General features: G+C 56.6%; 5 protein-coding genes. All 5 read left to right on the top strand.

What is annotated here, in order from left to right; all coding sequences use genetic code 11:
* The first annotated feature begins 8 nt into the window (after positions 1-8).
* Genes ACMHLI_RS09425 through ACMHLI_RS09445 form a run of 5 tightly spaced genes read left to right on the top strand, consistent with a single transcriptional unit; the run spans position 9 to position 15,118 of the window.
* Complete coding sequence (locus ACMHLI_RS09425; protein ID WP_413529237.1) at positions 9-8,942, top strand: beta strand repeat-containing protein; 8,934 nt, start codon at positions 9-11, stop codon at positions 8,940-8,942.
* 18 nt (positions 8,943-8,960) lie between these two features.
* Positions 8,961-10,871 carry a TolC family protein gene (locus ACMHLI_RS09430; protein WP_413529238.1) on the top strand — a complete coding sequence of 637 codons (1,911 nt, stop codon included), beginning with the start codon at positions 8,961-8,963 and terminating at the stop codon, positions 10,869-10,871.
* A gap of 19 nt (positions 10,872-10,890) precedes the next feature.
* Complete coding sequence (locus ACMHLI_RS09435; protein ID WP_413529239.1) at positions 10,891-11,670, top strand: efflux RND transporter periplasmic adaptor subunit; 780 nt, start codon at positions 10,891-10,893, stop codon at positions 11,668-11,670.
* A complete protein-coding gene (locus tag ACMHLI_RS09440; protein WP_413529240.1) occupies positions 11,667-13,019 on the top strand; it encodes an efflux RND transporter periplasmic adaptor subunit in 1,353 nt (450 codons plus the stop codon). The genes ACMHLI_RS09435 and ACMHLI_RS09440 overlap by 4 nt, the downstream gene beginning before the upstream one ends.
* The gene (locus tag ACMHLI_RS09445) at positions 13,019-15,118 is read left to right on the top strand and encodes an HlyD family efflux transporter periplasmic adaptor subunit (protein ID WP_413529241.1); all 2,100 of its coding nucleotides are present in this window, start codon (positions 13,019-13,021) and stop codon (positions 15,116-15,118) included. Before ACMHLI_RS09440 ends, ACMHLI_RS09445 begins: the two co-directional genes overlap by 1 nt.
* Positions 15,119-15,127 lie beyond the last annotated feature (9 nt).

Below are 15,127 nucleotides of genomic sequence, written 5' to 3' on the forward strand. Positions count from 1 at the left end.
GCGATGTCGTGCCAGCGAACAGCGGGAACCTTGCCGCCAGTGTTGCGCTGCTGCGCGCCTCCAGCATCAATGACCCCGGCACGCTGAGTGCTGGAAACGGTAAAGTGGTAAATGAAGATCTGCCGACCTTTATCGGCGGAGATTTCGTGGTAAGCGATACCGAATCCAACGCATTTGGTCTTCCGGTCACCGTCACACTGAGCGTTGCGCAAGGGACGTTGGGCATCGGCGGTGACGGGGTACAAACTGAGTTTAACGGCGTAACTGTTCAGGGAGACGATAGCGGAACCCTGATACTAACCGGTCAGGCCAGCGCGATTCAGGCATTGCTTAATGATCCCGTGAACGGTTTGACGTACCTCAGCGCACTCAACGCTAATCAGGATCAAAACGGTGCCGCCGCCGGGGATGTCACTCTGACGGTGAATCTCGATACGCAGGCGTCTGATGTCGGCGCAGCCAGCGGTGTGTCTCCGGCCAATGTGTCGATAGCGCTGGTGATCCAGCCGGTCAACGATGCGCCGACGGTCACGGCAGCGACCGGTATCATTAATCTGGATAACGACAAAGCAGGAGGCAACAGCGTTCCGGGCTTTGTGGTAGATGATCTGGATATCACTCTCGATGGCGGCATTGCCAACGGCGAAACCGATCATTTACGTGTCACAGTCCGTGTGACTCAGGCAGATGGTACGCCGTTGCCCGTAGGGTTATACCGCGACCAGCAAAACTCGGCGATCACCATCACCTCTGGCAATACTGCCAGCGGCGTGACTGTTCAGCAGATCAGTCAGGACGGCGTGAATCCGCCTTCAAACGGCGTCAATGCACCGATTGTTATTGATGGCACTAGGGCGCAGGTTCAGGCTTTTTTAGATCAGCTGCAGGTGACCATGCGGGGTATCGCCTTTGATGATGCGGATGAATATTACCGCGTCGAAGTCATTGTTGACGATCGTAACCGTACCGCCAGTGGCGCGCTCACCGGGCTGGCAAATGGCGGAAATAATCTGAACGCTGCGGGTGATAATATCTCAAGCGCTCCGGCCACTGAGATTGACCCTTATGCCGCGCTTCCGGCGGGCCTGGCTCAAAATGTGGCATCAGCATCGCGTCTGGTCTTCCAAAGTAACGCTAACGATGCGGCGCAAATCACGCTGGGGAATACTCCTTCGATTTCCCGGGATGAAGGCAGCGCTACCATCACCTTACCGAAAATAACGGTTTCCGATGTCGATGCGGCAGATGGCAATTTGACGGCGACGGTGAAATTGCCCGCCGGTTTTGTCTTTGTCTCCGGTGGCACGGCGAACGATCCTTCTGTCATGACCCTCACCGGTACGCTGGATCAAATCAACAACCGGCTGGCGAACTTACAGGTGAGATTGCCGGATGTTGCCGGTGTCGCGACGGCCGCAGACTGGAACGGCAACTTTGCGGTCACGGTGACTGTCAACGACAACGCCAATAGCGGTGAGCGCCCGGCGACATTACCCGCAGATATGAACAATGCCCAAAGCGATCCGGGTAAAGCGGAGTTTGCCGATGCGACCTCGGCGGCCATTATGACTACCCGGCAATTTACCTTCACGGTTAACCCGATGAACGATGCGCCGGTGGCGACGGATACCACCGCACAGCTGCCCGCCATTAGCGAAGATGCCCTCAATTCCGGCATTGTCGGCGATTCAGTCGCTCATCTGTTCGGCAATAAATACACCGATGGCAAAGACAGCATTGATAACAGCACGAACGGCGGCAGCGGCGGCTCACAAAGCGATACCTTCTGGGGAGTAGCAATAAGCCAGTCTGCGGCGAACGCCCGGCAGGGTGAGTGGCAATACTCTGTGGATAACGGCAATAACTGGGTAGCGGTAGGCTCGCGCAGCGACAGCAACGCGCTATTCCTCAACGGTGCGGCACTGTTACGTTTTGTTCCTGCGCAGAACTTTTTCGGTACTCCGAATACGCTCGGTGTGCGGCTGGTGGAAAATAACAGCTACACGGATAAAACCTCTTCCACGGTACAACCTGGCAATGGTGTGACGAGCAGCGCCAGCAACAACGGTGGCTCATCGCTGATTGGCAGTCAGGTGATTTTGCTGAGTACTTCTGTCAACAATGTTAACGACAGCCCGACGCTGAACAATGCGCAGTGGAGTTTTGCTGAAGATGGCAATACGCCGCAAACGCTGGGCTCACTGTTACAGAATGCCTATAACGATAACCTTGATAACCAGTCCGCGATCGCTGGCGGTGGCAATGTCAGCCAGCCACTGAATTATGTTGCGGTGTACGGCGACACCACAGATGCAGCCAGGGGGCACTGGGAATATTTCTATAACACCCAGTGGAACAGGCTGCCGGCTGATCTGACGCAGGACAGTGCCCTGATCCTCGACAGCACTACACAGATGCGTTTTGTGCAGACCAGCGATTATAACGGTGCCGTGAGCGGTGGCCTGCAATTGCGGGCATCGGATTCCCGTGACCCGTCGTTGGTAGGCGGAAATGGCGTCAACACGCGGGTCAGTCTGACCAGTTACGCACCGAATTACTCCAACTCTACCAACCACTGGTCCGATACCGCGCAGTTGTCGGTGTCGATCACGGCAGTCAAAGATGCGGTGAATGATCAGGTGCAGGTGCATGCAGGTAACCCGCTGAACATTACCGCTGAGCAGCTGCTGGCCAACGACAGTTTTGAGAATGCCGGGCGCACGGTCACCAGCGTCAGCCAGCCTTCACACGGGACACTGACTTTTGCCAATGGTGCGATGGTGTACCGTCCGGCCACAGGCTACGTCGGACAAGATACCTTCACCTATACCGTCACCAGCGGTGGGGTGACCGAAGCGGCGACGGTCACGATTGATGTCACCAATATTAAACCGGTAGCCGTCAGCGACAGCCGGACACTGGCAGAAGACAGCCCGGAGATCACGGGTAATTTGCTCAGCAACGACAGTGATGCCGATGGCGATCGCCTGACCCTGACGACGTTCAGTATTAATGGGCAAAGCTACGCGCCAGGCCAGATCCTCACCCTCGACAATCACCGGGGAACGCTGCTGATCAACAGCGACGGCACCTACCGCTATACGCCGGTCAGCGACTGGAATGGCAGTATTTCGCTGACCTACACGGTTTCTGACGGCAATCTTGGCGGTACGACCAGCGCTGAATTTGTGCTGACGGTGAGCGCGGTCAGCGATATTCAGGATGACGTGTACTTCGCCCATGCGGGTAACCCAATCACCGGCGATGTGCTGGCAAACGACACTTTCAGTAATGCGGATCGACAAATCACCGGCGTCACTAACGGCGCGCACGGTACGGTAACCATCACCGCGAACAACCAGGTGATTTATACCCCGGAGCCGGGTTTTGCAGGGCTTGATGAGTATACGTACACCGTGACCAGCGGCGGAGTGACCGAAACCGCGACGGTGTATGTGCAGATGCTTAATCAGCCACCCAATACCAATAACTTCTTTGTGACCACGCCGGAAGACAGCGCGGTGCAGGGCAATCTGCTTAGCGGCATCAGCGATCCGGACGGGGATCCGATTTTCATTCAGGAATTTACCGTCGGTGGCCAGACTTATCAGGCCGGTCAGTCCGTCTTTCTGACGGGCAGCGGAACCTTGACGATGGGCCGTGACGGGAGTTACCGGTTCATTCCGGTCAGTGACTGGAATGGCCAGGCTCCGACCGTAGGGCTTATCATCAGTGACGGTTATCCAGGGGGAACTAATCACGCAACGCTTGATATTACGGTCACTCCGGTTGCCGATATCGCCGGTGATTTCGCGACCGTACATGCGGGAAAATCAGTCACTATTGATGCGCTTAATAACGATAGCTTTGAGGATCCGGCACGGCTAATTACCGGCACCGGCCCGTCGGCGCATGGCACGGTGCAAATCGTCAATAACCAGCTGGTTTACACCGCCAGCGCGGGCTATGTCGGTACGGACAGTTTCACCTACACCGTCACCAGCGGTGGGGTGACAGAGCAGGCGACAGTCAATATTACGGTGACCAATGCTGTGCCCGTTTCCACAGATTTGACGCTGCTGACGCCGGAAGACACGGCCCTGAGCGGAAACGTCGTGCAGCTGGCTTTTGATGCCGATAATGATCCTCTCACACTGACCGGATTTACCCTCAATGGCACGCAGTATAATGCCGGCCAGACTGCCACTATTGAGGCGGGGTCGCTGACCATGAGCAGTGACGGTAGCTGGCGCTTTACTCCTTCTGCTGACTGGAACGGCAGCGTGCCACAGGCCACCTTTACCCTGTCTGACGGTAATACGGGCGGACAGGTGACCAGCCAGCTGTTGATCACCGTTGTACCGGTAGCGGATGTGCTGGATGACCTGACCACCGTCCACTCTGACAATTTTGTCGATATTCCGGTGCTGGATAACGACAGCTTTACTGACAAACAAATTGTCATTATCAGCGCCGGAATTCCGGTGGTGAACTCGATTTATTCGCTCAGTGACCAGGGCGGCCGTGTGCAGGTGCTAAGTGACAATACGGTGCGCTATCTGCCTCCGGCTGGCTTTACCGGTACGGATACTTTCACCTACACAGTGACCAGTTATGCGGGAGTGACGGAAACCGCTACCGTCACCATTCTGGTGACCAACGCTGCGCCGTCTGCCGGTAATACCGCGATTTCAACCGCAGAGGACACGAGCATCCTCAGCCAACTGGACGTGACTGATCCTAATGGCGATGTATTGCAGGTGGTGACCTTTACGGTCGATAACGTCAATTACGATTTTTCCAGTGGGAATACGCAAACCGTGAATATCACCGGCGTCGGCCAACTGGTGATGAACCGTGATCTCACCTATTCCTTTACGCCTGTCAGCGACTGGAACGGTGTCGTGCCGCCAATTGCCTATACGGTGAGCGATGGCAATGCTGGCGGCGAAGTTAGCGGATCGCTCTATATCGTCGTGACGCCGGTGAGTGATGTGCACAATGACAGTATCAGCCTGCAGGCCGGCACATCGGACACCCGAAATCTGTTAGTCAACGACAGTTTCTCAAACAGCGATCAGCGGGTTACGGCGGTCACGCAAGGCCAGCACGGCACTGTATTGATCAACACCGACGGCACCGTAACCTATACCCCTGCCAGCGACTATGTGGGCAGCGATATCTATACCTATACCGTGACCAGCGGTGGCAAACAGGAAACGGCGACGGTCTTCGTCACGGTGACCAACAGCATACCGGTGGCGCAACCGCAGCCCGTGAACTCTGGCCCGGAAGACGCTCCGCTCAGCGGAAATGTGTTTGACCATATCAGTGATGCCGATACCACGGATACTCTGAAGGTAGTGAGCTGGAATCTGCCCGGCGACACGGCGCCGCGTCCTGCCGGGATCAGCATTCCTATTCCCGGCCAGGGCACTTTCATTATAAATCCCGATGGCAGTTACCTGTTTACTCCGACGGCCGACTGGAATGGTGCGGTGCCGGTCATCAGCTTCTCGGTAAGCGACGGCCATGATGGCGGCAGTATCAGCAGCCAGCTGACACTGAACATTACGCCGGTCGATGACATCGCGCCGGACAGCGTGCGCGTGCATTCCGGTACGTCAGTCATCATTGATGTGTTGAAAAATGACACCTTCAGTAATGCCGATAAACAAATTGTTTCGGTAGCGAACGGAACTCACGGCCAGGTCACCATTGTGAACGGCAAAGTCGTCTATGTGCCGACAGCCGGATTTGTTGGCACAGATACGTTTAGCTACACCGTTATCAGCGGTGGACGACAGGAAACGGCGTTGGTGACGGTTGAGGTATGGAACACCGCGCCTCAGTCTGCGCCGGATTTTGTCAGCGCTGACGAGGACCATGTGGTGACGGGCAACGTGCTGGCTAATGACAGCGATCTGGACGGCGATCAGCTGAAAGTGGTGAGTTTTACCGTCGGCAGCGATCTGACTGTCTATCAGGCTGGCGGGGCGGTCACGCTGGCGGGGATGGGCACCTTTGTCTTACAAACCAACGGAACCTACACATTCCGTCCGGTAGCTGACTGGAACGGCAGCCTGCCGGATATTCGCTACACTGCCACTGACGGCAACACCAATGGTGAAAGCAGCAATATTCTGCGTATCTCGCTGCGGCCGGTGCAGGATGCCCGCGACGATCGGGTAAGCACTCATTCAAACGTGCCGGTAGATACCGACGTCCTGGCCAACGATAGCTTCAGTAACAGCGATAAAACGGTGAGCGCCTTTAGTCAGCCCGCGCATGGCACCGTATTACTGGTCAATGGTCAGCTGCGTTACACCCCGTCAGCAGGATATGTGGGGGATGACCAGTATACCTACAGCGTTACCAGTGGCGGGATCACTGAGACGGCCACTGTCCGGATTCAGGTATTAAACATCGCGCCTGTCGCCTCGCCGGATATCAGTAATATTACCGAGGATGGGGCCGCCTTCGGCAACCTGTTGCTTAACGACAGCGACCCGGATGGCGATACTTTGAGCGTAACCGGCTACAGCGTGGGCGGACAAACTGCGCTGGCAGGCGTACCGCTACAAATTTTGGGCGTTGGTGCTGTGCAAATTAACGCCAACGGTGACTGGTTGTTTGTCCCTGTGCCCGACTGGAACGGTGACGTACCGGAAATTACCTATACGCTGACTGACGGCAATGATAACGGCGTGCGCACTCAGACGCTTAACATCGGCGTAAGTGCGGTCACCGATGCGCATCAGGATCAGGTGTATACCCATTCGGGCCAGCCGGTGAACGTCGACGTGCTGGCAAATGACAGCTTCAGTAACCCGGATGCTACGCTTACAGGCGTCACCTCACCGGCCAGTGGAACGGTTGCCATCGTCAACGGCCTGGTGGTGTATACGCCGCGTGCAGGCTTTGTCGGCTACGACAGTTTTGAATATACGGTGACCAGCGGCGGTATTGAGGAAAGCGCCACGGTAGTGGTCTGGGTAACGAACCAGCAGCCGGTCGCCAGCGATATTCATGCGGCGATGAATGAAGACGGTGGCACCTTAAGCGGGCGTCTGACCGTCAGCGACGGTGACAACGACGCGGTATGGCTGACATCCTTCAGTCTGGCGGGGGACGCCACACAGTATCAGGTGCCGCAGTTCGGCAGCAGGACGATTAACGTGCCAGGGGCGGGCGAGCTGACACTGACCAGCGATCGTCAGTTTATTTTCCGTCCCTTGGCTGACTGGAATGGCACTCTGCCGGTCATTACCTGGCAGGTAACGGATGGTAATGAAAACGGAAATACCGCCGGGCAGCTGGCGATCGTCATCAATCCGGTGGTCGATATCGCTGACGATCGCGGCACCTTGCTGGCGGGCGGGAGCCTCACCAGTAATGTGCTGGAGAATGACAGTTTTGAAAACCCTGACCGTCAGATAACGTCAGTCACACAGGGACAACACGGGCAGGTGACGCTCCTGGCCAATGGCCAGATTCGTTACGTGCCGGACGCCGGTTTTATCGGAACGGATCGCTATACCTACACCGTCACCAGCCACGGCGTGACCGAAACCGCCAGCGTACTGGTGGTAGTAAAACCGGTGCAGGAGGTCACGGTCTACGAATCAGGATTACGTAACCCTGCCAGCGGAAATGCCAGCGTTGAGGGTACGTTCGACGTTTCTTCATTGGATGCGACCCGCTCACTGACCATCAATGGACAGTCATTCACCCTTGCTCAGTTACAGCAGCTTAATAACCAGCATCCGCTGACGCTGGATATCGGGGGAGGTGCGCTGCAGTTGCTGGGGTTCAGCGCCCGTGATGGGGCTTCCGGCACACTGGCGTATCGCTACATACAACATTCTGCGGTAGATCATCACGGTGCCAGCGTGGTAACGGTCAGCTTTAACGTGTCGGTAAACGGAGAACTGGCCGGTCGGCTGACGGTGAATATTGTCGACGATGTACCACAGGCACAGCCGAATGAGGCGGAGATCTTACAGGATCGCGGGCAAACATCCGTCAGCGGCAATGTGTTTGCTGATGATGTGATGGGGGCAGACGGGCCGGCAGCACAGGGGCCGGTCGTCGGCGTGATGTCGCAAAATACCGGTCGTATCGGGAGTATCAACGGCGTCAGCGCCGGTGCCTATGGCACGTTGCAGCTCGATGCGCAAGGCAACTGGCGTTATGACATCAACCGTGGGGATCCGCGCGTGGCGGCACTTGATTTCAATGCCAGCCTGCGCGAGGTGTTCGTTTATACCCTTGAGGACGGCGACGGCAATACCAGCCGCTCGACCCTGACCATCGTTATCCACGGTGTCACGGCCATGCCGAATGTTGCGAAGGACGATACCTGGCACGACGCTTTATTCAGCAGAAATGAGACATTGCAGACCCCGCGACCAGGCTTCACGCCGGGGCTGTTCATTTTGCCGATGATCCATGAAATAGAAGATCTTGAGCAGAAAGACGTTCTACGGACTACTTTCAGATTAAGCATGCTGGGATATGGTCCGGAGTATCTTCAGGCACCCATACTGGAGCAGGGGATCTTGTCCCCGCGCTGGATTGACAGTACGCGGCAAACGCGCGACGCCGCTACCCTGCAAGGCAATGGTCTGGGGCAGAATCTGCTATGGGATGCGTTCAGTCCGTTCAGTCTGCGGCAGGTCGAAAAACGGGAAGTATTACGGGGGCCGGAGGGTGAGAAGGCCGCACCCGTTCGGGAACCGGTGCAACAGCCTGAAAATCAGGCGCACGACCTACAACCTCTGGCGGCAGGACATGAGCCAGGCAGTATCAACTTACAACGATTAACGACATCGGTTCACGGCGCCCGGTCATTGTCAGCGCAGCTTGCTGCACTACACCGACCTGCGTCTGACCACTCTATTGTGCTGATACCTGCCGCTGTGGCGAAGCAGGATAAGTAATTGTAAAGGGATTAATAAATGAGAATAACCCCTGTTCGGAACACTGCTGTTGTTGCGGATAAAGGGCTTTTTGCCCCTCTGAGTATGCTGGTTGCCGCTCTGGTATTAAGTGGTTGTGGCACCATCAAACCCACGCCTATGACGCAGGATGAAATCAGTGCGCGAGTCCGTGAAGATCGCGCAGCGATGTACCGTGGTCAGGAATCGATCAGTCAGACTCTGACGTTGTCGGACGCGATGGCCCGAGCCCTTAAATACAACCTCGATTACCGTCTGAAGCTGATGGAAACCACGCTGGCCCGCAGTCAGCTGGATCTTACCTCGCAGGATATGTTGCCAAAACTGATGACGGACGCCGGTTATCGCTGGCGTAATAACGATTCCGGCGGTACCAGCGTCGGCATCGACGATCGCGTGGTCAGTTTACGACCTTCCACTTCAGAAGAGCGCCGGCACTCGCTTGCCGAAGCGACTTTCTCCTGGGATGTGCTGGACTTCGGTCTGAGTTATTTCCGCGCCCGCCAGCAGGCGGACGAAGTGAATATTGCCGAAGAACGCCGCCGCAAAGTGTTGCAAAACATCGTGCAGGAAGTCCGTGACGCCTACTGGCGTGCGCTGGGGGCACAGCGTTTGCTGGGTGAAACCGAACCGTTGGCTGACCAGATAGCCTCGGCGCTGACGAAAACCCGCGAAGCAGAACAAGGGGGAATATTGCCACCGGTCGAGGGGCTGGAATACCAGCGTGCTCTGCTGGACGCCATGACGACGCTTAATCAGAAGCGTCAGCAGATGGAGATGGCCAAAAGTGAGTTGCGCGCACTGATCAATGCCCCGCCGGGCAGCCAGATCGTCCTCGAAGATCAACCGCGACCGTTGATTGCGGTGCCGCAGGACGTCAATAAACTGGAACAGATGGCCCTGGAGCGTCGACCTGAGCTGCGTGAGGAAGATTACAAAGCGCGTATCGACAGCTACGAAACAAAACGTCAGATTGCCTCACTGCTGCCGAACCTGAATTTGTTCGCCGGTGTTAACTATGATTCTAACGATTATTTGTACAACGACAGCTGGGTGCAGGGAGGCGTCGGCGTGTCGATGAACCTGTTCAAGCTGCTGAGCATTCCGGCCATCAATAACAACAACGATGCGCGCAAACAGACCGATGATGCGCGGCGTATGGCACTGAGTATGGCGGTATTGACTCAGGTTCGGGTCTCGGTCGAACGTTACAAACTGGCAGTGTACGACTTCCAGATTGCCGATCAGTCCGCGCAGGTGGATCAGCGTCTGGCCAGTATTTCTCAGGTGGGTTCCGATAACTCGCTGACCAGCGATCTGGAAACGCTGCGCACGCAGGCGCGTTCGATAGTGTCCCGCTTCCAGGCGGCCGGGTCTTACGCCGAAGCGCAAGCCGCGTATGGCAGAGTACTGAACTCGGTGGGGATTGACCTCCTGCCAGAACACATCATGCAAACCGATGTTGCCAGTCTTTCGCGGGAAATATCATTCAGTCTGGCCCGTGAGGAAAATAACGTCTACACCCGCGATAGTGCGGGAGTGGCGCAATCGCAAAGCGTGCAGGTATCGATACTTCGCGTACCGAAAGGCGTTGATCGCAATGCCGTACTGAGCGCGGTCAAACAAGTGATTGCCGCCAACCAGATGACGCTCAGCGACGATCCGAAAAGTTTACGTCTCGAAATGCGTTTCAGCATGCTGGCCAGCAATACGGCCCGAAAAGGGCAGTGGACGATGACGTTGATTGACCACGACGATAATGTGCGCATGACGCGGGAATATCAGAGTTATTTACCTGAGGTTCCGGACACCCGAGCTCTCAGCGCGCTTGCCCAGGCGGCGGCGCTGTCGGCAACGGACGATATTCAGCGCATCAGCGGCAGCCGTGCACAACGGATGACGTTACCGTAATTTCAGGCTAAGGATTTTTATGAAGCGTTTTATCTTGGTGCTGAGCGTTATCGCCAGCGCTGTGTTTTTTCCGGCGCATGCGCAGGAGTCTGATACGCAATCCAGTCCGGTGCGTTTTCTGGTGCAGGCAAACCAGGAGAGCCCGCTGTCGAGCGTCGTGGCCGGGCGGGTGGCGAAAGTCAACGTCCAGCTTGGTGATCTGGTGACCAGCGGTAAAGCGCTGGCCAGCCTTGACTGCAGCGATCTGACCGCACGTAAAAATGCGGCGCAGGCAGAATATCATGCCGCACAGCTGCGCTATGAAGCTAAGGCCAAGCTGCAGGGGCTAAAATCGGCAGCGCAACTGGAGGTTGGGCTGGCGGCGGCGGAAGTTGACCGCACCAAAGGGCAGATGGCTATTTTTGACGCCCAGCTGGCACAGTGTCGCTTTGTTGCCCCCTTCAATGGCCGCGTGGCGCGCATTTATGTGAAAGAGGGGCAGGGTGTCGCAGCCGGTGCGCCGGTGATTGATTTGGTCGGCAGCGGTACACCGAAAGCGCGCCTTAACGTGCCATCGGGCTGGATCGGCTGGTTGAAAACCGGGGTTAAACTTAATGCTACGGTCGGTGAGACACATAAGCAGTATCCTCTGACTATTACCCACATCAGCGCGCGTGTGGACGCCGTCAGCCAGACCATTGAAATCGAAGCCCGCTTCCCTGACGGGACAAGCGATGTATTGCCGGGAATGAGCGGGCAGGCGGTGCCCTTATGTGACGCGACAGAAGTCACCTGCCCGAAAACGGCTAGCGGGCCATGAGTGTCAGCACCGCTTTTTACCGCCTGTCTGCACGGATCGGACAGGTTCAGGGGATTAACGAACTCGGGTTCGTTATCTGCAACGATACCCTTCAGCTGGTGAATTACCGTCAGGCGGCGCTGATGCGCATCACCGGCGTGAAACAGGCGCGCCTTTTCGCCCATTCAGGCCTGAGTGATACCGATCCTAATACCCCTTACGCACTGTGGCTGGCGGAAGTCAGTGCCGAAATTGCGCCACGATGTCGCGAATTGAAGCAAGGGGCGCGGCTGCTCCCGCTTTCCCCCGAGATGCTCAGTGAACCGCTTCGGGCTGCCTGGCAGGAGTGGTTACCGGAACATGTGTGGATATTTCCGCTGACCGGACCGCAAGGTGAACTGCTGAGCATATTGTTGATTGGCCGGGATGAGCCCTGGCCCGGTACGCTGACGCCTGACTCTGCCGAATTTGCGTTACTGCAGCTGTGCGGGTTGTACGGCTATGCCTGGTGGGCACTGGCTGCGCGGCCATCCCGCCTGACTCGCCTCTGGCAGCGCAGCGGGGGTAAACGTCTGCTTTGGGCAGTGTTACTGCTGCTGGTAATTTTCTGCATTCCGGTGCGTGAATACACTCTGGTGCCAGCGGAAATTGTATCGCTTGAAAGTGAAGTCATCGCCGCCCCTGAACAGGGCGTGATCAACCGTATTGTGGCGCTGCCTAATTCAGCGGTGAAAAAGGGAGACGTATTGGCGCAGATGGACGCCACGACATTGCAGAGCCGGCTGGCCGTCGCTCTCGCTGAGCTCGCAACAGCTGACACAACGCTGCACCAGACCACGCAAAAAGCCATTGAGGATCAACTGGCCAAAAGCGATCTGGCGATGGCGGAAGGGCGTTGGCGTGAAAAGCAGGTCGAGGTAGCTTCCCTGCGGCGTGAACTGGATAAACTGACTATCCGCGCGCCGCGTGACGGCGTCTTTGTCTATTCCGACCCTGATGAATGGGCCGGGCGACCTGTGCAAACCGGCGAACGCATTGGCCTGCTGGCCGATCCGACCAAGCCCGGCGTGCGTGCGTGGGCACCGGTCAGCGAATCGACCAATCTGAACTCAGGTGCGCCGATGACGGTGTTCCTGAAAGTCGCCCCCCTTAGCCCTCTCACCGCAACGCTTGATTACGCCGGTTATCAGACCGTCGAAGCACCCAATGGTGTGGCGAGCTATATTTTACGGGGGACCCTGACCGGCGATCAGGCTGAGGCACGTATTGGCTTACAGGGAACGGCGCGCATCTCCGGTGACTGGAAGGCGTTGGGTTATCTGTTGCTGCGTCGCCCTATTGCCACCGTTCGTGCCTGGAGTGGCTGGTAATGGTGGGAGAAGTTCAGGCTGCCTGGCCGTTGCTGCGCGATGAACTGCAATTGTGTGCAGCGGGTAATAACCGGGACGGTTCACCGGCCTGGCACCTGAATGACCCGGTGCGCAATTTGTGGTTTCGTCTGGGATGGCTGGAAATCGAAATGCTGAAGTACTGGCCACTCGGTGATCCGCAGGCTATTGCCCAGCAGATCGGTCAGCAGACGACCCTGCAGGTCGAGGGCAGTGACGTGGAGGCATTTGCTGCCTTTTTACAGCAGCAACAGTTGTTGCGCACTGCCCGTTATCGTCCGGTCAAAAGTCCCTGGAAAACGCTGCTGCACAGCTATTTATTCATCCGTATTCTGCTGATTCATCCAGGTAAACTGCTGCAACGCTTACTTCCATGGGTGAGCTTTTTATTCACTCGAACATTTCTAAAACTTACTGCTGTGATCGGCGTTCTAGGAATGATACTTGCTGCGCGCCAGTGGGATGATGTGGAAGCCAGGGTGCAGAATCTTGTCAGCTGGCACGGTGCGGTGGGTTTTGTTATCGCGCTCATTTTTTCAAAATGCTGGCATGAGATGGGACATGCGCTAACCGCCACGCGCTTCGGTGTGAGGGTGGGGCACATGGGCGTGGCATTGCTGGTCATGTTGCCGATGGCCTACACCGACACGGGGGAAAGCTGGAAGCTGAGCCGTTCGCGACAGCGCTTCAAAATTGCCTGTGCCGGGATCGCTGCGGAACTTGTGCTCGCTGCCTGGGCGACGCTGTTTTGGTCATTTGCTCCCGAAGGGGCGGCCAAAAACGCCTTATTCTTCCTTGCCACGTCGGCATGGGTAATGACGGTGGTGGTGAATGCCAGTCCGTTTATGCGTTTTGACGGTTATTACATTCTTTGCGACTGGCTGGATTTTCCTGGAATGCATGAGCGTGCCGGAAACTGGGCAAAACGCGCTATGCGCTGGCATTTGCTGGGCATAGAGGATCCTGCCCCGGATAACGTTTCGCCTGGTTTTGCACGCTTTCTGACTCTGTTCGCTTTCGCTGCGTGGATTTATCGTCTGTTGCTGTTTGTGGGGATCGCTGTGGTGGTCTATCACGCTTTTTTCAAAGCACTGGGCGTGCTTCTGTTTTTAGTCGAGATAATGACATTTGTGGTACTTCCTATGATCAAAGAAGTCAAAGTCTGGTGGCAGCGACGCCGAGAAATACGTCGCTTGCAGGGACTGCGCATCACCTTGCTGCTCTTGGTAACTCTCGCTATCTTGCTGGTGCCATGGTCGCGTTCGGTGACGATGAATGGCGTGATTGACGCGGCGGTGACGCAGCCTGTCTATACGCCATTCGGGGCGCAAATGACACGCGTGCTGGTGCACGAGGGGGAACAGGTGAAAGCCGGGCAGGTTCTGTTTGAACTGGATGCACCTTTGCCAGAAACCGATGAGCATCGGGCCGTTGCCATGCGTAATGCGTGGGAAGTGAGTGCACGGGGTGCTCTGGGGTTGGAGAAGGAGAGTGCGGCGAAGCAGGTCATCGCGGAAAGGATGGTGCAGCAGTTTGCTCTGCAACAGTCGGCTGGCAGCCTTGAGATGCGGCGTTTGCGGTTGGTGGCAACCAGCAACGGCGTGGTGCAGGATCTGGACATGACACTCCAGCCAGGCAGTTGGATTTCGCCTAATTCGCGGATCGCGACGGTGATAAATCCACATGGCTGGCGCGTTGACGCACTGGTGGGGGAAGACGATCTCCAGCGCCTTGAAACCGGCGCTCAGGCAAAAGTATTCCTTCCGGGAAACTGGCAACCGCTGGAAGGCAAGGTCATCTCGATTGAATACAGTGCGGTCACCCGTTTGCCGTCTCTCGCCATGGCGAAAAATCACGGTGGTGACCTGCCACTGAATCCGCGTACGCCGGCGAAAGAGCTGAAGCCGGAAGATGTCTGGTATCGCGTAACCCTTTACGGTGAAACGCAAACGGCGTCCATTGCCCGCGAAACGCCGGTCAGCTCAGTAGTACAAAGCGCCCGGCAAAGTCTGGCCCATCGCTGGCTCAACAGCGCCATGCTGATGCTGATTCAGCAAAGCGGCTTAGGGAAAGAAGGATAAGAGCAATTA

Origin of the sequence: Rahnella inusitata (assembly GCF_965118895.1) — a bacterium.
In the GTDB taxonomy this organism is placed as follows: domain Bacteria; phylum Pseudomonadota; class Gammaproteobacteria; order Enterobacterales; family Enterobacteriaceae; genus Rahnella; species Rahnella inusitata_A.